This is a genomic window from Bacillus coreaensis (assembly GCF_050586445.1).
GTDB lineage: Bacteria > Bacillota > Bacilli > Bacillales > Cytobacillaceae > Robertmurraya_A > Robertmurraya_A coreaensis.
Window position 1 is genome coordinate 78,608 of the sequence record NZ_JBOCCY010000016.1, and the last position, 17,887, is coordinate 96,494.

Genomic DNA, 17,887 nt, shown 5'->3' on the forward strand with positions numbered 1-17,887 from the left:
TGGTGGTGAATTTTTTTTGGAAGAAGTAGTTTCTGTTAGAAGTAACAGTGAGTTTCGAAAGGGAATACAGGCAGGATTATCAATTGGCATTGGTTATTTTCCGATTGCGTTAACATTTGGGTTACTCGCTAAAACAACAGGGCTTACGGTTACTGAAACCGTACTAATGAGTATCATTGTATTCGCTGGTGCTTCTCAATATATTTGTCTTAGCTTGCTCACACTTGGTACAGGAGTATTTGAGATTGTATTAACGACTTTTATTGTAAACATCAGACATTTTCTCATGTCAGCTTCCTTAAATGAAAAGGTAGAAAAGGAAGGAACTTCACTTAAAATGCTCTATTCATTTGGAATAACAGACGAGACGTTTTCTGTTGCCGCATTAAAAGATGGCAAGGTTTCGACTGGATTTCTGTTTGGAGTCATTACCGTTTCATATTTGAGTTGGGTAATTAACTCCGGTTTAGGTCATATTATTGGTGCTTCTCTACCACAGACTCTTCAAGAAAGTATGTCGGTTGCTCTTTATGCGATGTTTATCGGACTTGTGGTGCCATCGATGAAAAAGAGCGTGAAGGTGGTCTTTTTAGCGGTAATAGCAGCGAGTTTTAATACGATATTTACGATGACAGAAGTCCTCTCTACAGGCTGGTCCATTGTCACTTCCACTTTGCTATCAGCTATTATAGTGGAAGTTGTTCAAACTCTAAGGGGACGGGAGGGAGAGCAGGTACATGAAAAGTGAGATTCTATGGATGATTATTGGAATGGGATTAGTCACTTATATTCCAAGAATGCTTCCGTTCGTGCTTTTTAAAGGAAAGGAATTACCCTCATTTTTACAAGGAATTCTGAAAAACGTACCATATGCAACACTTGGGGCACTAATATTCCCTGGTATACTATTTATTCAAGATGATCTTTGGTATGGCGTTCTAGGGGCTGCAGCCGCGTTTATCGCTGCTTTTCTCGGTGCTAATGTAATAATAGTCGTTATTGGCTCAATCACGGTACTTACAGTGTATTCTTATTTTTTCTAAGCTGTTTCTCCTGGAGGAACAGTTTTTTTAATATCTTTTGGGATATAGTAATTACTGGTTCTAAATCCTATTTTTATAACTAAAATAAGTACAAAAGGGTTGGACAAGGTGGAAAGGGGAGATATTTTTTGGCTAAGAAAATTGGCTTGTACGGTGTGCTTGCCTTTTGTTTATATGTACTCTTTTTTTACTGGTATTTATTTTATTTTTCACAATCAAGCTTGCCGTTTGAATACCAGGGAACGAAGGCAGATCCTGCTACTTTTTTAAATGAAAGAGAGTTAATGTTATCAGAAGAATACTCGAAAATTCGTAATTTCTTGTTTTTTATCTCGACCCCAATTGAATGGTTATTTTATTTGCTTATTCTATTGTTTGGTTTATCTAAGGCGTTCAAGCGCTGGTCGGAACAATCCGCTAAATATCGGATTCTCCAGCAAGCAATTTATTTAATTTGGTTGTCAGTGGCAGCCTTTATAGCTACCACTCCACTGAGCTATGTTAGCTATTCACTCTCAAAGAAATATAATATTTCAACCCAATCCTTTTCTTCTTGGATGAAGGATGAGTTGATTGATTTTTGGATTAATTACGGTACTTTGTTTCTTATTGTTACTGTGCTGTATTGGCTGATGAGAAAGAGCGGTAAGAAGTGGTGGTTTTATGCCTGGTTAATTTCCATACCGTTCACTTTATTTATGATGTTTTTACAACCTGTAGTGATTGACCCTTTGTACAATGATTTCTATCCACTTAAAAATAAGGAGCTTGAGGCTAAAATCCTTGATATAGCGGACTCGGCTGGAATTCCTGCGGAGCATGTATTCGAAGTGAATATGGCCGAAAAGACGAATGCCCTCAATGCGTATGTTACAGGAATTGGATCAAATTCTAGAATTGTTTTATGGGATACGACTCTTAATCGATTAACCGAAGATCAAATTCTATTTATCATGGCTCATGAGATGGCCCATTATGTGGAAAAGCATTTGTATATTGGGATAGCTGGGTATTTGGTGTTCTCCCTGCTAGGACTTTATATCATCTCGAGGTTAATGAGAGCGATTGTGAGCAGATGGGGAGAGGCATTAAAAATTTCTGCAGTTAACGATATTGGATCGCTCCCACTGTTTCTTTTGCTGTTATCGATGCTGATGTATGTATCAAGTCCATTTTCAAATACGGTGTCACGATACCAAGAGATGCGTGCAGATAAATATGCAATTGAAATGACACAGAATTCGGAGGCAGCGATTGGAACATTCCAAGAGCTAACAAAAGCGGGGCTTAGTCAGGTAAATCCACCTCTACTTGTAAAAATCTTCCGTTATGGTCATCCAACCATGCTTGAGCGTATTACAAGAATTGAAGAATATGAACTTGAGCAAAGAAATCAGCAATAAGAAGAAAATGGGGCCCTTAAAAGGAGCCCCATTTTTTTCTTAAGTCCCGAATCTCTTCGTCAACAGCTTGTATTCATTTGATAGCTTAAAAAACTCTTGTCTGTTTCTTTCGTCAATGGCTTGATCAATTCGTTTTGTTAGTTTTTCTTTTTCCGCTTTTAACAATGATTCTGACAGCAGCATCTCAACGTACAAATCTAACACAAATGATTCCTTCGCTTTTTTACGGTTCATGGCACTGGATTTCATTAGCTCTGTATAAGATTTTTCTTTCATTGAAATCACCTCTGATGTCTTTTTCATATTATATTTAACAATACAGAAAATATCAACAGAATTTTTAAAAAATTTAGAAAGTTTAAGTTTCAATTGTGAACTAATTCCGAATTTTTCACAAAATCTAATATTGTTTTTATTCAAGCTGATATGATAGGAGGTGAATCAAAATTGTGATAAGGAGATGAAAGAATGAGAATGCAGCATCAAAGAAATCTGGTAGAGGAGTACGAAATAAACCCATTTACGATGGTGATTATGCCTACTACATATGGGTGCAAAACATATTCAAAGGTATATGAAACAGAAGATACTTGCCTTTCCCCTTTTAAGCCCATTGAAATCATAAAAAAAAGCTGTCAGTTTTTTGGATCAAGTTATGAAGGTAGAAAGGACGGAGTTAGACAGCTAACTGGAATTACACACAAGGTCCCCATTCCTGTTTCCCCTACAAATTTCATCTGTTTTTTTCCAACCACTTCCCCCGATAATTCGGAATGTATTTGGCTTGCTCATGAGCATATCGTCGATTATAAAAAGGGTGATAAGAGTGAGACGACGGTCATGTTCACGAACAAGGAAGTCATGAATATTCCAATTTCCTACAACTCTTTTCACAATCAAATCTCAAGAACCCTGCTAGTACGATCCAAGTTAGGAAAGCGTCTAGAGGATACAAGAACCATGTATGTGAATTTTGGGAAAAAGATGAGGGCGTCAGAAAACCAACTGGATTACGGAAATTACGGCCATTAAGGCAACATGAACAGGAGCAGCTTTATGCTTCTGTTTTGTTTTTTTCTCGCTTAAATAAATAATACTCAAGCAGTTCTTGGACTTTGTTTCGAATTCTTGGATTAAAATAATTATGATGCTCTTCATATCCTTTATAAAGAAAGGTGAACATCGTAAATGCTTCGTCTTGATTGGACTGGTAAACTTTCATTTTATTTTTACTCATATAGCGCTTAATCTCACTAAGCTCCTTTTGGACGACCTTCATGGTTTCTTCAATTAAATGAAGATATGGTTCCTTTAACTTAATCGTACTTGTGTTAACACTTTGAATGTCACGGTTTAGAACGGTAAGTACCATTGGTAAGTAGATGGCCTGCTCAATCATATTTCTTTCTTCCGGTGGAATTCTAGTCATAATTATCGAACCTTTCAGACTAAAATAAGAACATTTGTTCCCTTTTATTTTATACGATTCACGAAGGAAAGGCAAGATGTTACCTTTAATGATTTTTTTGAAAGTTGTTGTGCGTTAGTTTGCGAAAAGAAAAAAGAAAAAATAAGTTTTTTAGAAGGAATAATATTTCTATTATCGAAATACATAAGTAAATATGAAGGAGATGATATGGGTGAATAAAAGAACGTTAGTGGCAGAAGATTTATATCTACTAAAGTCAGTAGCAGACCCGCAACTAGCAAGCAATGGACAAGACCTTGTGTATATTCAAACGTCAATCGATGAAAAGAAAAATGAGTATGTATCCAATATTTTTTACATGAATGTCGAAGAAGAATCGGAACCTGTTCAATGGACTTTTGGAAAGGAGCGAAATGTTTCTCCAAGATGGTCACCGTGTGGTGAGAAGATAGCGTTTGTTTCAACGAGAAGTGGTAAGGGACAGATATACATACTGCATAAAAAGGGTGGGGAAGCGAGACAGCTTACAAACATAGCTCATGGGGTGAGCAATCCGGTTTGGTCACCTGATGGTAAACAAATCGCTTTTACTACCGGGTTAAAACCTGGGGAAGAACTTAGTGAGAAAGAAGAGAAAAGCGGGGAAAATCCAAAACTTTTGAAGCCGTTAGTAGTAGAGAAGATGAAGTATAAATCGGATGCAGCCGGATTCCTAGATGAAAAAGTAAAACAGGTTGCGATTGTGAACGTCGAAAGTGGAGAAGTACAGCTGATTACTTCAGGCGATATGGATATCCATTTACAAAGCTGGTCTCCAGATGGAAATACACTTGCAGTATCAGCTGATTTAAGCGAAGATGCAGATTTTTCGTTCATAAATGATTTCTTTTTATTAGATATAAAAACAAAAGAGCTAAGAAGAGTGACAGAAGGTACAGGTTATTTTGGCAGTGCTAGCTTTTCCCCGGATGGAAAATATATCGGACTGTTTGGTCACGAAAGAGAATTTGAGAATGCAACTTTGACTAAGCTTTGGATTTATGATGTTGAAGGAGAAACATTATCTTGCTTAACGGAAAGCACAGACCTGCTTGTCGGAGACTTCGCAATCGGAGATTTTCATCAAGGGGTAGTCACTCCAGGCTTGCTTTGGGGGGAAAACAGTACGAGTTTTTATTTCTTGGCAACCGATCATGGAAATACAGTTCTGTACTATGGTTCCGTAGAAGGTGAGCTGTATCCAGCATTGCTTGATAAGCAGCATGTATACGGTGCAACTACGGGTGGACAAGTGAATCGAGCAGTCGTTGCAATCAGTAAACCAACGGAGCCAGGAGACATTTACTTGCTAGATGTACCAACGGGAGAGCTAAAGCAATTGACAAGTGTAAATAAAGAATTTCTTGAAGACGTCGTCCTCGCGGAAGTGGAAGAAATTGAATTTACGTCCACAGATGACTGGCAGTTACATGGTTGGGTCATGAAGCCTGCTTCATTCAATGAAGGTGAAAAGTATCCGTGTATTTTAGAAATTCACGGTGGACCTCACGCCATGTATGCCAATACGTATTTTCATGAATTTCAAATGCTAGCTGCAGCTGGATATGCGGTTTTATTTATTAATCCAAGAGGCAGTCACGGGTACGGTCAGTCATTTGTTGATGCAGTTCGCGGGGATTATGGTGGAAGAGATTATGGAGATTTAATGGATGCGGTCGATTATGCATTGAAAAAGTTTGACTATATTGATGAAAATAAATTGGGGGTTACCGGCGGGAGTTATGGTGGCTTTATGACAAACTGGATTGTTGGACACACGAACCGCTTTAAGGCGGCAGTGACGCAGCGCTCGATTTCGAACTGGATTAGCTTTTACGGAGTAAGTGATATTGGGTATTATTTTAACACATGGCAAATAAAAGCGGAGCTTGAGGACTTTGATACATTGTGGAAGCATTCCCCACTCGCCTATGTAAAAAGGATTGAAACACCTCTCCTTATTCTACATAGTGAAAAGGATTATCGTTGTCCAATCGAACAGGCTGAGCAGTTATACATTGCATTAAAGCATCGTAAAAAAGAAACGAAATTTGTCCGTTTCCCAGAATCGAATCATGAGTTATCAAGAAGCGGGAAGCCCAATTTAAGAATCGAGAGACTAAACCATATTCTTGGATGGTTTAAAGAATATAATCAATAAACTAGTAATTACCCATGGGAAACAAGTCCTGTGGGTATTTTTGTCATAAAATGGGCGAATCCATTCTCTTTTTCAATTAGGAGGTGTACAATATGAAAAAAAGGACCATGTTAGAATAATATGCAGCTTATTTACGTGAGGAGATTAAGTAATGGATGTAGAATTAATCAAAGCTTGGTTTACTCTTGAAAATATTATGGAATTAATAGAAAAATACCGTTCCTTTGGCCCACTGCCGGGAATATTACTTCCATTACTAGAAGCGTTCCTTCCGTTTTTACCACTTTTCCTTTTTGTGATGGCAAATGCGAGTGCATTTGGGTTATGGTTTGGATTTTTATTTTCTTGGATAGGTGCATCTGGTGGAGCATTAATTGTTTTTCTCTTGGTTAGGAAGTTTGGTCAAAAGAGAATATTAAACTTTTTAAAAAAGCATCCTCAAGTACAAAAACTAATGGTTTGGGTGGAGAACCATGGATTTGGCCCACTGTTCTTACTTTTATGCTTTCCTTTTACACCATCAGCTGTTGTGAACATTGTAGCTGGTCTATCTAAAATAAGTATTGCTCAATATATGCTAGCTGTTTTGACCGGGAAAATGGTGATGATTTTTACGATTAGCTTTGTTGGATATGATATACATTCCTTGATTACTCAACCTGTCCGTACAGCAATCGTAGGTTTTGTTATTGTCTTGCTTTGGTTTATAGGAAAAAGGATTGAGGCCCGTCTCAATCGTGTTGAAACGAGAGTAAGTGAGCCGGAAAAGATCAAAATAAAGGACCGTTAGTCAATAAAAAGGAGGGATGAAGATGAAAAGGTTTGCCCCTGTTATACAAACAAAACTAATTCCCCCTGCAGTAAAGGAAGGGCTAATTCGGCGGGCAAAGCTCACGAATAAAATGAAAGCGATACCAAAAATACCTTTAACGATTATTCATTCTGGTGCAGGTTACGGGAAAAGTACCGCTTTAGCACAATACATTAGTGAAAGTCCTCTCACCGCTTGTTGGTACACCACATCATCAGCTGATGACGATATTTTCCCTTTCTTGCAGTATGTAATAGCAGCCATTCAAACCATTCATCCTTCCTTTGGCAAAGAGTTGTCAAAACATATAGAGCTTATGGGACGTTATGTAAGAGAGGAAGAGCTTCATGTACTAACCTCATTATTTGTTAATGAAGTGTTAGAGATGAAAGAGGAATTTATTGTGATTATAGATGATTACCATCAGGTGGAGCACTCCTATAATGTGAATCGTTGGTGCGAGCTATTGCTTGACCATATTCCTGGAAACCTACACCTAATCGTCTCAAGTAGAACAAGACCTCTTTGGAAGTCGTTAATGAAAATGAAAGTTAGCCAATTGATGCTTGAAATTAATAAAACGGACCTCGTTCTTACAAGAGAAGAAATGGAATGGCTACTAATAGATAGCTACGGACTTGAATTAGATGAAGAAAGGTTAAATCAGATTGTTCGGATTACAGAAGGCTGGGTGATAGCCATCGGAATTCTTGCTACGCATGTGAAGGAGGAGGGAGCCTATTCAGAAGATTTGCTTTCCATTCAGGAACTCCCACTAGAGGAACTCTTTCAATATTTAGTTCAAGAAGTGTTTGCTAAGCAATCGGTTCTCATTCAGCAATTTCTTGAACAAACAAGTGTATTCGAGGAGATGGACGAAGAGCTTTGTAATACCATCCTGGGGATCCGTGGCACGAAGACAATGCTAGACACATTGGTTGAAAAGAACTTGTTCATTCAAAAAATGGGACTAGAAAAATATCGCTACCATGCTCTTTTTAAAGAGTTTCTTGAAGAACAACTGAAACAGAATAACCAATTGGCATATGTGGCCATTCATGAAAAATGTGCACGCTACTATGAGAGTCGAAAAGAATGGGAGTATGCTTTAATCCATTATGAAAAAATGAACCACTATGATGCAGTTGCCTCCCTTTTAAATGATTTCGGCCCTCACATGCTAGAGGATGGAAAGCTAGAAGGCTTATACGACAGAATAAAGAGGTTACCTGCTGAACATAAAGACCCTTTTCCTAGACTATGGTTTTTACAAGGTGAAGTCCTTCGATATCGATCAGGTTATATGGAAGCAGAAGCCTGCTATGAAAAAGCATACACCCTTGCAAGCAGGAAGGGAGATGACTTTGAGATTAGTAAAGCGCTAGAGGGAAAGGCGAAGATTTTATTAGATACGATTCAGCCACATCATGCGGAAAGATTGCTTTATGAAGCGATTGACTACCGTGAGAAAAGCAATTGTAACAATAGTAGCGAAGTTGGTTCACTTTACACCTTGCTCGCTGAAAACCTTATTAACTCAGGTCAGGCTCAAAAGGCAGAAAAATGGATTAAACGTGCGAAGAGCTTAAGCATGGATTACGTGGACCGCCATGTGGAAGCAAGATTGTTTTTACGCACAGGGAGATTAAAAGAAGCGAAGAGACTTCTGGAGGAAATGAAGATGTCAGAGGAAGGACAGAAATCTCATTTGCCGCAATCTCACCGTGAGACCGTACTTCTACTCTCCCTTGTTCATGCGTTTATGGGAATGGGAGAAGAAGCCAAAAAGCTCGCACAAGATGGAATTCAGCAGGGAATAACGAGTCAATCCGCCTTTTCGGAAGCGTGCGGGTGGATCCGTATGGGTCATGCTGTTCAACAGTTAGAAAAATATGATTTGTCATTAGCGAAAAGATGTTACGAAACTGCTTTAACGATTATGGAAGAAATAAGGGTCGATCGAGGGAAGGCAGAACCATTAATGGGACTTTGTTTATTGTATGGAACGGAGGGAGAGTTGGAGAGAGCACTGGAGGCTGGGCATGCAGCGTTAAGAGAAACAGAAAGGGTAAAGGACGTATGGCTTTCATCATTAATCACGTTAACGATGGGAATTGCTTTGGTCTATAATGAGAAGTATGATGAGTCCGAGCGGCTTTTTGTCCAAGCAGAGGAACTATCAAAAAAATGTAATGATGACTATGTCCGAATGTACGCCTATTTTTGGCAATCGTACGTTTTATATCAAAAGGGTAGAATGGAAGACTTTGAGGAGAAGATGACTCAATTTATTCATGAGGCACAGATAGGAAACTATGAGTTTGTGTTTCAAAAGAAAACTATTTTTGGACCAAGAGATTTACATATGTGTTCTCCATTACTCATTAAGGCTATGAAATTAGGAATATCTAATTCATATATTGGAAAGCTATTACAAGATATGGGATTGGTTGATCTTGACTCACACCCAGGTTATTCGTTGCGTATTCAAACTCTAGGTCAGTTCAAGGTCTTTATTGGAACGAATGAGGTTGAAGATCGAGCCTGGCAACGTGGAAAAGCACGTGAACTTCTACAATTGTTTGTAACACAAAAAAACCATCTGTTTCAAAAGGAAGAAATCTACCAAAGCTTATGGCCTGATCATGATGAAAAGCATGCGGTCAGGGATTTTAAAGTCGCATTAAATGCATTAAATAATGCGCTGGAACCCCATCGAAAGGCCAGAGGAAATCCCTATTTTATTGTACGCGAAGGATCATCTTATGGATTAAACCCTATAGCTGGTATCGATGTGGATGCAGTTGAGTTTGAGAAATGGGTGCAACTTGGATTAGAGGAACGGGAATTAGAAAAAGCGCTAGGATTTTTGCAAAAAGGATTGAATTTATATCATGGCCACTATCTACCGGAACGTCGTTTTATAGATTGGTGCATTAACGAGCGAGAAAGACTGCATGTTTACTTTTTGAGAGGGGCTGAGAAAATTGCTCAGCTGCATGTACGGATAGAGGAATATGACCATGCCATACATTGGTGTGAAAGGATACTTGATACGGATCGAACGTGGGAAGAAGCGTATCGACTGTTGATGTATTGCTATTACCGGAAAAATAACCGTCCCTTTGCCATGAAGTGGTACCAAAAATGCTGTGCGATCCTAGATGAAGAACTGGGTGTTTCTCCATTAGAGCCAACAAAGCATATGTACGAAATGATTGTAAGCACAAACGAATAAGCAAAAAAGATGAGGGGCATTCCTCATCTTTTTTTTTGTAACTAGTATGTAACTTCCTGCCTTTAAGATGGAATCAAAGCTCTTAAAAGCTTTTCCAAAACAAACATAGGGGGTTGGAAGATGAGGAAGTACTCATTTTTAGTGTTGCTCTTATTTGTAACGATTTTTGCCACTGCATGTAACTCTGAATCTACTAGTAAGAATGAGGGGGAAACATCGGGTGATAAGGAAAAGAACACAGAATCAATAAAGATTGGTGTTCTGGCTTCTCAAACAGGTGGTTTAGAAGCATATGGACAGCAAACCTTACGTGGATTTGAATTGGGTCTAGAGTACGCAACCGATGGTACAAACGAGGTTGCCGGCCGAAAAATTGAGTTTATTGTCGAGGACACAGAAACGAAGCCTGAGGTAGCCGTTCAAAAGGCTACGAAATTATTAGAAGAAGATGAAGTTGACTTTTTAGTAGGATCGTCAAGCTCAGGGGATACGTTAGCCGTATTACCATTAGCAGAAGAATACGAAAAAATTATGGTGGTTGAACCGGCAGTTGCGGATAGTATTACAGGCTCCGAGTTTAATCCATATATTTTCCGAACAGCAAGAAACTCGTCACAAGATGCCGTTGCTGGCGCAGCTGCAATTGCTAAAAAAGGAGTGAAGATTGCTACGTTTGCCCCTGATTATTCCTTCGGGTGGGACGGAGTTGAAGCATTTAAGGAAGCAGCAGTGAAACTAGGAGCTGAGATCGTGCATGAAGAGTTTGCTGATCCAGCAGCAACGGATTTTACATCTAACATTCAAAAAGTGATTGATTCGGATCCGGATTATTTATTTGTCATTTGGGCTGGTGCCAATTCACCATGGAACCAAATTGCTGACATGAAGGTACAGGAAAAAGGAATAAAGATTTCTACTGGAGCACCTGATATCGCTGCATTAGGAACGATGGAACCACTAGTAGGGATGGAAGGATTCTCTGTTTATTATCACGATCTTCCCCAAAATAAGATTAATGACTGGTTAGTAGAACAGCACAAAGCGAAATTTAACGGTGATGTACCAGATCTATTTACGCCAGGTGGAATGAGTGCAGCAATCGCGATTGTTGAAGCACTGAAAAAGACAGAGGGAGATACGAATGCGGATACGTTAATTGAAACGATGGAAGGAATGAGCTTTGAAACTCCGAAAGGCAAGATGACGTTTAGACCAGAGGATCATCAAGCTCTTCAAACTCTATATGCGATTCGCTTAGAAAAGAAGGATGGAGTTTCCTATCCCGTTCCCGTCTTAATGCGCGAGCTTTCTCCTGAAGAAACAGCTCCTCCAATTAGGAACTAATGGCAATACATGAACTTCGGTAATTCTTGCCGAAGTTCATTCCATATCATACGAACGGTGGTGAACCTTTTGGGAACGTTATTAGAAACCCGTGACTTGAGCCTTGCTTTTGGTGGTCATGTGGCTGTTGATGGAGTCAATCTGACTGTTGAAGAAAATCACTTTAAATCAATTATAGGTCCAAATGGAGCAGGAAAGACGACTTTTTTTAATCTATTAAGTGGTCAGTTACCTCCAACAAAGGGGCAAATTTATTACCGTGGAGAAGAAATGACGAAGCTCTCTCCGACGATGCGAACGCAAAAAGGAATCGGTCGTTCCTTTCAAATCACAAATGTATTTCCAAGTTTAAATGTACTTGAAAATGTTCGATTAGCCGTCCAATCTCAAGCGGGAATTCGATATCAAATGCTTGCCCATTTTAAGCGATATAAGCATTTAGAAGAAAAAGCTGTAGAGTGGCTAGAAAGGGTCCTTCTTGCTGAAAAGAAGGATACGCTTGCGATGAATCTAGCTCATGGGGAGAAACGAAAATTAGAAATTGCTATGTTGCTCGCTTTAAACACAGAGGTCCTTCTTTTAGACGAACCGACCGCGGGCATGTCATTAGAAGAGGTGCCTGCAATCTTAGAGGTAATTCGTAAAATAAAGGAAGAAGGAAATCGTACGATTCTGTTAATTGAACACAAAATGGATTTAATTATGGATTTATCGGACTCGATCATGGTTCTTTTTAACGGTAGATTGCTAGCTGATGGTACGCCTGCTGAAATTATGAAAAATGAAATTGTGCAGTCTGCATACTTAGGAGGAGTATTCGATGAGCGTACAGATGAAGCTTGAGAATGTTGAAACATATATTGATCAATACCATATTCTCCAAGGAATATCCTTTGAGGTAAGAAAAGGGGAGGTCACGGTTTTATTAGGGAGGAATGGTGCTGGGAAAACCACTACTTTACGAACGATTATGGGGCTGAATCCAGCATCAAAGGGAACCATTCAACTAAATGGGGAGGATATTCAAGCGCTTCCCACACATCTGATTGCCCAAAAAGGAGTTGGATACGTTCCTGAGGATCAAGGGATATTCTCCTTGTTAACGGTTGAGGAAAATATAAAAGTTGCCATGAAAAAAGAGGATGATCACACCAAAAAGAGATTGGCTTATATTCTTGAGTTATTTCCAGATTTGAAGAAGTTTTGGCATAAACCAGGAGGACTATTAAGTGGAGGACAAAAACAAATGCTTTCCATCGCGAGAGCATATGTCAATGACAATGAACTTCTCTTAATCGATGAGCCTAGTAAGGGTCTTGCTCCGATTGTTGTTGAGAAGGTAATGGAGAGCATAATGCAAATGAAGGAGAAAACCACCATTGTGCTAGTCGAGCAAAATTTTATGATGGCAAGTACGATTGGTGATCGCTTCTATATTATTGATGACGGCCAAACCGTTAAAGAGGGCAGGATGGAAGTACTGAAGCGTGATGAAGAATTACGCAGAAAGTATTTAGGTATTGCCTAGCCATAGAAAGGAGGACTATATGGAACTGATATTAAATTTAGCCATTAACGGGCTTGCAACAGGAATGCTGATCTTCTTACTTGCAGCTGGGTTAACACTCATATTTGGCTTAATGGACGTGCTAAACTTTGCCCATGGAGGTTTATTTGCTTGGGGAGCCTATAGTGGAACATGGATCTATGCCACAACGGGCAGTTTTCTAATTGGAATTATAGGTGCCATTATTACGGGTTTGGCCTTAGGATTTATTACGGAACGTTGGATTATTAAACCGGTGTATGGCAATCATGTACAACAAATATTAATTACACTTGGTTTAATGCTTGTACTTTCCGAGATGTTAAAGGTTGTTTGGGGACCTAATCAAATTTCTGCAGTGGCACCGAGCTATTTAACGGGTAGTTGGGAAATTGGCGGTATCATTATCATCAAGTATCGTGCCTTTATTATAGCTGTTGGGTTGCTGGTATTCATGACTGTTCAGTATGTGTTGAAAAAAACAAAACTTGGCTTGGTGGTTCGAGCAGGTGTGATGAATAAGGAAATGGTTCAGTCACTAGGGATTAATATTAAAAAGGTTTTTATGCTAGTTTTTATGGTAGGAGCGGGAATGGCTGCACTAGGTGGAGTTCTTCTAGGACCTTATTCAGGAGTCATTCACGCAGAGATGGGGATGGAATTTGCCATTCTTGCGTTTATCGTCGTTGTTATTGGAGGCATGGGAAGCTTTCCGGGGTCCATTATGGCGGCCATCCTTGTTGGTTTGACTGGTTCATTCATGGCTTATTATGTTCCCGAGCTTTCATTAGCCGTCAATATGCTATTAATGGCAGCTGTACTAATATTTAAGCCACAAGGCTTATTTGGGCTAAAGGGGTGAAGGGCATGAAATATGTATCAGAATCGAAAAAGAAAATCTGCTATACCGCTGTTGCACTTTTACTTTTTGTGCTCCCTTTTATCATTGATTCACGCTCCTTCATGATAATGTTTACACAAATATTTATCTTTGCCATTTTTGCAATGAGCTACGATATTTTACTAGGCTACACAGGAATTGTCTCCTTTGGTCATGCGATGTTTTTCGGAATTGGAGCCTATACGATTGGGATCATGATGAAAAGATTCGAACCAACTGTTCCTTATTTTTTACTAGCTATTGTCATCACCATCGTGATAACAGCCATATTAAGCTATCTTGTTGGGTTGCTGACATTGCGATTAAAAAGCCATTTTTATGCGATGCTAACCATGGCATTTTGCGGCTTGTTTTTAGTATTGGCAGAAAAGTGGAGAGCGATGACCTATGGAAACGACGGCTTCACATTTCGGGTACCTGACGTTTTAAAGGATCGTTTTGATTTTTATCTCATTTGTCTAGTGGCTATGATTGTTATCTTTTTCCTGCTAAGTCGATTTACCAATTCCCCGCTTGGAAGAGTATTACAGGCGGTAAGAGATAATGAGCAACGAACGGAGTCATTAGGTTATCAAGTGATTAATTATAAAATCATAGCTAGTGTCGTATCAGGAGTCATTGCTGGTATGGCAGGAATTCTATATGCCGTTTCGCTTCGATTTGTAAATACTAGTGTTTTTACGATGGACATTACGCTTGATGCGTTACTTATGACCATCATTGGTGGAGTAGGTACGTTGGTTGGTGCGATTATAGGTGCGGGTTTAATTGAGATGGCACATCATTGGTTGACGGAACTAGCGAAAGTGCATTGGATATTTGAGCGATGGATCATCTTTTTTGGTATTGTGTATATCCTTGTCGTCATGTTTTTTCCAAAAGGAATCGTTGGTACATTAAAGAACTTATCCTTTAACAGGAAAGAAAAGGTAAGGCCAACACAGAAGAAAAAAGAAAAGGCAGCGGGGTAGGTGTGGATGGATGGAGCAAAAACAAATCGCTTCCTTTGTTGTCCGCTTCCATTTGGCTGAGGTTGATGGAGAAACGAAGGAAAAGAATTGGCGTATCAAGGTCACTCATGTCCAAGAGGATATTGAAACATGGTTTGAAGAATTAGAGGACGTTTATTTATATATGAAAAAACTTGTGAATTCCTAAGGGGCGAGTGAGTTGAATGTGGGTATTGTGAGTGTAGCAACTTATATTCCTAGTGAATGTATAAGTGGAGAAGAAATTGCAAAAAAGGCAGGAATTCCAATCCACATTGTGGAAGATAAAATGGGAATCTTGAAAAAGCCTATTCCAGGTATGGGAGACCATACATGTGAGATGGGGATAAAGGCAGCCAAAAAAGCATTAAAAAAAGCAAATATGGCTCCTGAAGAAATTGATCTTGTAATTTATATCGGTGAAGAGCATAAAGAATATCCTCTATGGACAGCTGGAATTAAATTGCAGGAGGAAATTGGAGCCATTAATGCCTGGGCTTTTGATGTGGCACTACGATGCGGAACAACGGTGATGGCCTTAAAATTAGCCAAAAGTATGATGATGGCAGATTCTAGTATAGGTACCGTCCTCCTTGCTGGTGGGTATCGAAATGGAGATTTCATTGATTATGAGAATGATAGAACAAGGTTTATGTTTAATCTCGGTGCAGGAGGAGGAGCGATTTTATTAAGGAAAAACTATGATCAAAACCTTTTGCTCGAGACAGAGATAATCACCGATGGGTCTTTTTCGGAGGACGTGGTTGTTGTTGCCGGTGGAACAAAGCAACCATTGTCTTCTACTAATTTACACTTGTATAAGCTTGATGTTCTTGACCCCGTTGGCATGAAAGCAAGGCTAGAAGAAAAGTCGATGCAAAACTTTTTAAAGGTCGTTCGACGATCGGTTGAAAAAAGTGGCTATAGCGAAGAGGACATTAGCTATGTCGGGCTGTTACACATGAAGCGATCGGCACACGAATATGTTTTAAGAGAGCTTGGTTTGTCGCATGAGCAATCTATATATTTAGAAAAATACGGTCATATTGGGCAAATCGATCAAATCTTGTCATTAGAACTAGCTGAAAAAAGAGGCATCCTACGTAATGGGGATGTTATTGTACTCGTAAGTGCAGGTATTGGATACGCCTGGGGAGCAACGACCATTACATGGGGCAGGGGGAAAGAGCGATGACTGTAAAAAGACTAGTAGAATTGAAAAAGGTTGAATTGTCAAATGGGGAGACAATGAGCTACACAGAAAGGGAGGGCGGGGAAAAGACCCTTCTATTGATTCACGGAAATATGACTTCTTCCAAGCACTGGGATGTATTGATTGATCGAATGGAACCGAGGTACAAGATCATTGCCATAGACTTAAGAGGCTTTGGAAGCTCTACTTATCATACCCCAATTCGATCGATAAAAGATTTTTCGGATGACGTAAAGTTATTTGTTGAGGCAATCGGCTTAACTGACTTTTCGATTATTGGTTGGTCTACTGGTGGAGCAGTTGGAATGCAGTTTGTCGCTGATTACCCGGGAGTGTGTGAAAAACTCATTTTACTAGCATCAGCTTCAACAAGAGGCTATCCATTTTATGGGACAACAAGTGACGGCTTACCAGATCTCAACAACCGCTTTCAAAAGTATGAAGATGTGAAAAACGATGGTAATCGAACGGTTGCTGTTCAATCTGCTTATGATAGTGCTAATCGTGAGTTTTTAAAAATGATGTGGAATATGCTTATTTATACAAAAAATCAACCGGTTCCAGAGAAATATGATGAGTACGTTGATGATATGCTCACACAAAGAAATTTAGCAGAAGTGTATCATTCACTGAATACCTTTAATATTAGTGATCAAAATAATGGTCTATTAGAGGGAACAAATCAAGCTAAAATGATAACGCTTCCAACTTTGGTTCTTAGAGGAGATCGTGATCTTGTAATAACTGAAACCATGGCGAAGGAAATAATGGAGGATCTAGGGGATCATGCTAGCTTTATAGAATTAACAGATTGTGGACATTCTCCGCTTGTAGATGATTTGGAGCAATTAGTAGCTGTCATAACAGAGTTTTTAAACTAGGAGGAAAAGTATGAGATTACAGGGGAAAGTAGCAATCATTACAGGGGCGGCCAATGGAATTGGCTTTGCGGCAGCGAGTTTGTTTGCGAAAGAAGGAGCAAAGGTGGCTTTAGCGGATTACGATGCCAGTTTAGGAGAAACAAAGACAGAGGAATTAAGGGCAAAGGGGTATCAAGTGGCTTTTTTTCAAGTAAATGTGGCTGATCGTGATAGTGTAAATATAATGGTGGAGGAAGTAGTTGGTCGCTTTGGTGGAATTGATATTTTAGTGAATAATGCTGGAATTACTCGTGATGCGATGCTGTCAAAGTTAGCGGTTGAAGATTTTCAACAAGTGCTTGATGTAAATTTAACTGGGGTATTTCATTGTACTCAAGCAGTACTTCCTATTTTAGTTTCTAACGGAAAAGGGAGAATCATTAACACATCGTCCGTATCTGGAGTATACGGAAATGTTGGTCAAACTAATTATGCTGCCACCAAAGCAGGCGTGGTTGGTATGACAAAAACATGGGCCAAGGAACTTGGACGAAAAGGAATCAATGTAAACGCAGTGGCACCAGGCTTTATCGCTACAGGAATGACAGCCAAGGTACCGGAAAAAGTATTAGAGCAAATGAAGATGATGGTCCCACTTGGTCGACTGGGAAATCCGGAAGATATTGCGAATGCTTACCTATTCTTAGCATCAGATGAATCCAACTATGTGAATGGGACGGTTCTACATGTTGACGGGGGAATCATGATGTAACTAAGGGGCTAGTCCAAATATTTGGGCTAGTTTTTTTATGGAAACGAAAACCCCGGGCTAGGCCCGGGGTTCCAAAAAGCTTTCAGCGTGGTATTAAAAAAACTTCCCCGTGGTGCTAAAATATTTTTGGTTCGCCAA

18 protein-coding genes are annotated in these 17,887 nt (G+C 39.4%); 16 read left to right on the plus strand and 2 right to left on the minus strand.

Going from position 1 to position 17,887, the window contains the following annotated elements; translation table 11 throughout:
* Nucleotides 1–16 precede the first annotated feature (16 nt).
* The 3 genes from ACQ5H4_RS19195 to ACQ5H4_RS19205 all read left to right on the plus strand — a co-directional run bounded on the left by ACQ5H4_RS19195 (nucleotide 17) and on the right by ACQ5H4_RS19205 (nucleotide 2,446).
* Nucleotides 17–748, plus strand: coding sequence for an AzlC family ABC transporter permease (locus tag ACQ5H4_RS19195; RefSeq protein WP_430776594.1), 732 nt, complete (start codon nucleotides 17–19; stop codon nucleotides 746–748).
* Complete coding sequence (locus tag ACQ5H4_RS19200) at nucleotides 738–1,043, plus strand: AzlD domain-containing protein (RefSeq protein WP_430776595.1); 306 nt, start codon at nucleotides 738–740, stop codon at nucleotides 1,041–1,043. The genes ACQ5H4_RS19195 and ACQ5H4_RS19200 overlap by 11 nt, the downstream gene beginning before the upstream one ends.
* Nucleotides 1,044–1,171: 128 nt before the next feature.
* Nucleotides 1,172–2,446: a M48 family metallopeptidase gene (locus ACQ5H4_RS19205; protein WP_430776596.1), complete on the plus strand. Its 1,275-nt coding sequence runs from the start codon at nucleotides 1,172–1,174 to the stop codon at nucleotides 2,444–2,446.
* Nucleotides 2,447–2,485: 39 nt separating this feature from the next.
* Here the strand turns inward: ACQ5H4_RS19205 and ACQ5H4_RS19210 are convergent, their stop codons facing one another.
* Nucleotides 2,486–2,722 (minus strand): IDEAL domain-containing protein, encoded by a 237-nt coding sequence (locus ACQ5H4_RS19210; RefSeq protein WP_119707166.1) that lies wholly within the window; start codon nucleotides 2,720–2,722, stop codon nucleotides 2,486–2,488.
* A gap of 192 nt (nucleotides 2,723–2,914) precedes the next feature.
* Between ACQ5H4_RS19210 and ACQ5H4_RS19215 the strand changes: the two genes are divergently transcribed.
* The gene (locus ACQ5H4_RS19215) at nucleotides 2,915–3,478 is read left to right on the plus strand and encodes a competence protein ComK (RefSeq protein WP_430776597.1); all 564 of its coding nucleotides are present in this window, start codon (nucleotides 2,915–2,917) and stop codon (nucleotides 3,476–3,478) included.
* A 22-nt stretch (nucleotides 3,479–3,500) separates the two neighbouring features.
* On the opposite strand, the gene ACQ5H4_RS19220 is transcribed toward ACQ5H4_RS19215, so the two are convergent.
* Nucleotides 3,501–3,875 (minus strand): YhjD family protein, encoded by a 375-nt coding sequence (locus ACQ5H4_RS19220; protein ID WP_430776598.1) that lies wholly within the window; start codon nucleotides 3,873–3,875, stop codon nucleotides 3,501–3,503.
* A 202-nt stretch (nucleotides 3,876–4,077) separates the two neighbouring features.
* Here ACQ5H4_RS19220 and ACQ5H4_RS19225 point away from each other — a divergent pair, with 202 nt between their 5' ends.
* From ACQ5H4_RS19225 to fabG, 12 genes are all read left to right on the plus strand, one after another.
* Complete coding sequence (locus tag ACQ5H4_RS19225; RefSeq protein WP_430776612.1) at nucleotides 4,078–6,075, plus strand: S9 family peptidase; 1,998 nt, start codon at nucleotides 4,078–4,080, stop codon at nucleotides 6,073–6,075.
* A 151-nt stretch (nucleotides 6,076–6,226) separates the two neighbouring features.
* Complete coding sequence (locus ACQ5H4_RS19230) at nucleotides 6,227–6,865, plus strand: TVP38/TMEM64 family protein (protein ID WP_430776599.1); 639 nt, start codon at nucleotides 6,227–6,229, stop codon at nucleotides 6,863–6,865.
* Nucleotides 6,866–6,887: 22 nt separating this feature from the next.
* Nucleotides 6,888–10,124 carry an AfsR/SARP family transcriptional regulator gene (locus tag ACQ5H4_RS19235; RefSeq protein WP_430776600.1) on the plus strand — a complete coding sequence of 1,079 codons (3,237 nt, stop codon included), beginning with the start codon at nucleotides 6,888–6,890 and terminating at the stop codon, nucleotides 10,122–10,124.
* A gap of 120 nt (nucleotides 10,125–10,244) precedes the next feature.
* Nucleotides 10,245–11,468 carry a substrate-binding domain-containing protein gene (locus tag ACQ5H4_RS19240; RefSeq protein ID WP_430776601.1) on the plus strand — a complete coding sequence of 408 codons (1,224 nt, stop codon included), beginning with the start codon at nucleotides 10,245–10,247 and terminating at the stop codon, nucleotides 11,466–11,468.
* A 69-nt stretch (nucleotides 11,469–11,537) separates the two neighbouring features.
* Nucleotides 11,538–12,311: an ABC transporter ATP-binding protein gene (locus ACQ5H4_RS19245; protein WP_430776602.1), complete on the plus strand. Its 774-nt coding sequence runs from the start codon at nucleotides 11,538–11,540 to the stop codon at nucleotides 12,309–12,311.
* Nucleotides 12,289–12,996 (plus strand): ABC transporter ATP-binding protein, encoded by a 708-nt coding sequence (locus ACQ5H4_RS19250; protein ID WP_430776603.1) that lies wholly within the window; start codon nucleotides 12,289–12,291, stop codon nucleotides 12,994–12,996. The genes ACQ5H4_RS19245 and ACQ5H4_RS19250 overlap by 23 nt, the downstream gene beginning before the upstream one ends.
* A 19-nt stretch (nucleotides 12,997–13,015) precedes the next feature.
* The gene (locus ACQ5H4_RS19255; protein WP_430776604.1) at nucleotides 13,016–13,876 is read left to right on the plus strand and encodes a branched-chain amino acid ABC transporter permease; all 861 of its coding nucleotides are present in this window, start codon (nucleotides 13,016–13,018) and stop codon (nucleotides 13,874–13,876) included.
* A 5-nt stretch (nucleotides 13,877–13,881) separates the two neighbouring features.
* Complete coding sequence (locus tag ACQ5H4_RS19260) at nucleotides 13,882–14,886, plus strand: branched-chain amino acid ABC transporter permease (protein ID WP_430776605.1); 1,005 nt, start codon at nucleotides 13,882–13,884, stop codon at nucleotides 14,884–14,886.
* A 10-nt stretch (nucleotides 14,887–14,896) separates the two neighbouring features.
* Nucleotides 14,897–15,073: a hypothetical protein gene (locus ACQ5H4_RS19265; RefSeq protein WP_430776606.1), complete on the plus strand. Its 177-nt coding sequence runs from the start codon at nucleotides 14,897–14,899 to the stop codon at nucleotides 15,071–15,073.
* Between the two features lie 12 nt (nucleotides 15,074–15,085).
* Nucleotides 15,086–16,099, plus strand: coding sequence for a 3-oxoacyl-ACP synthase (locus tag ACQ5H4_RS19270; protein WP_430776607.1), 1,014 nt, complete (start codon nucleotides 15,086–15,088; stop codon nucleotides 16,097–16,099).
* Nucleotides 16,096–16,998 carry an intracellular short-chain-length polyhydroxyalkanoate depolymerase gene (phaZ, locus tag ACQ5H4_RS19275; RefSeq protein ID WP_430776608.1) on the plus strand — a complete coding sequence of 301 codons (903 nt, stop codon included), beginning with the start codon at nucleotides 16,096–16,098 and terminating at the stop codon, nucleotides 16,996–16,998. Before ACQ5H4_RS19270 ends, phaZ begins: the two co-directional genes overlap by 4 nt.
* 10 nt (nucleotides 16,999–17,008) lie before the next feature.
* Nucleotides 17,009–17,749 (plus strand): 3-oxoacyl-ACP reductase FabG, encoded by a 741-nt coding sequence (gene fabG, locus ACQ5H4_RS19280; RefSeq protein ID WP_430776609.1) that lies wholly within the window; start codon nucleotides 17,009–17,011, stop codon nucleotides 17,747–17,749.
* Nucleotides 17,750–17,887 lie beyond the last annotated feature (138 nt).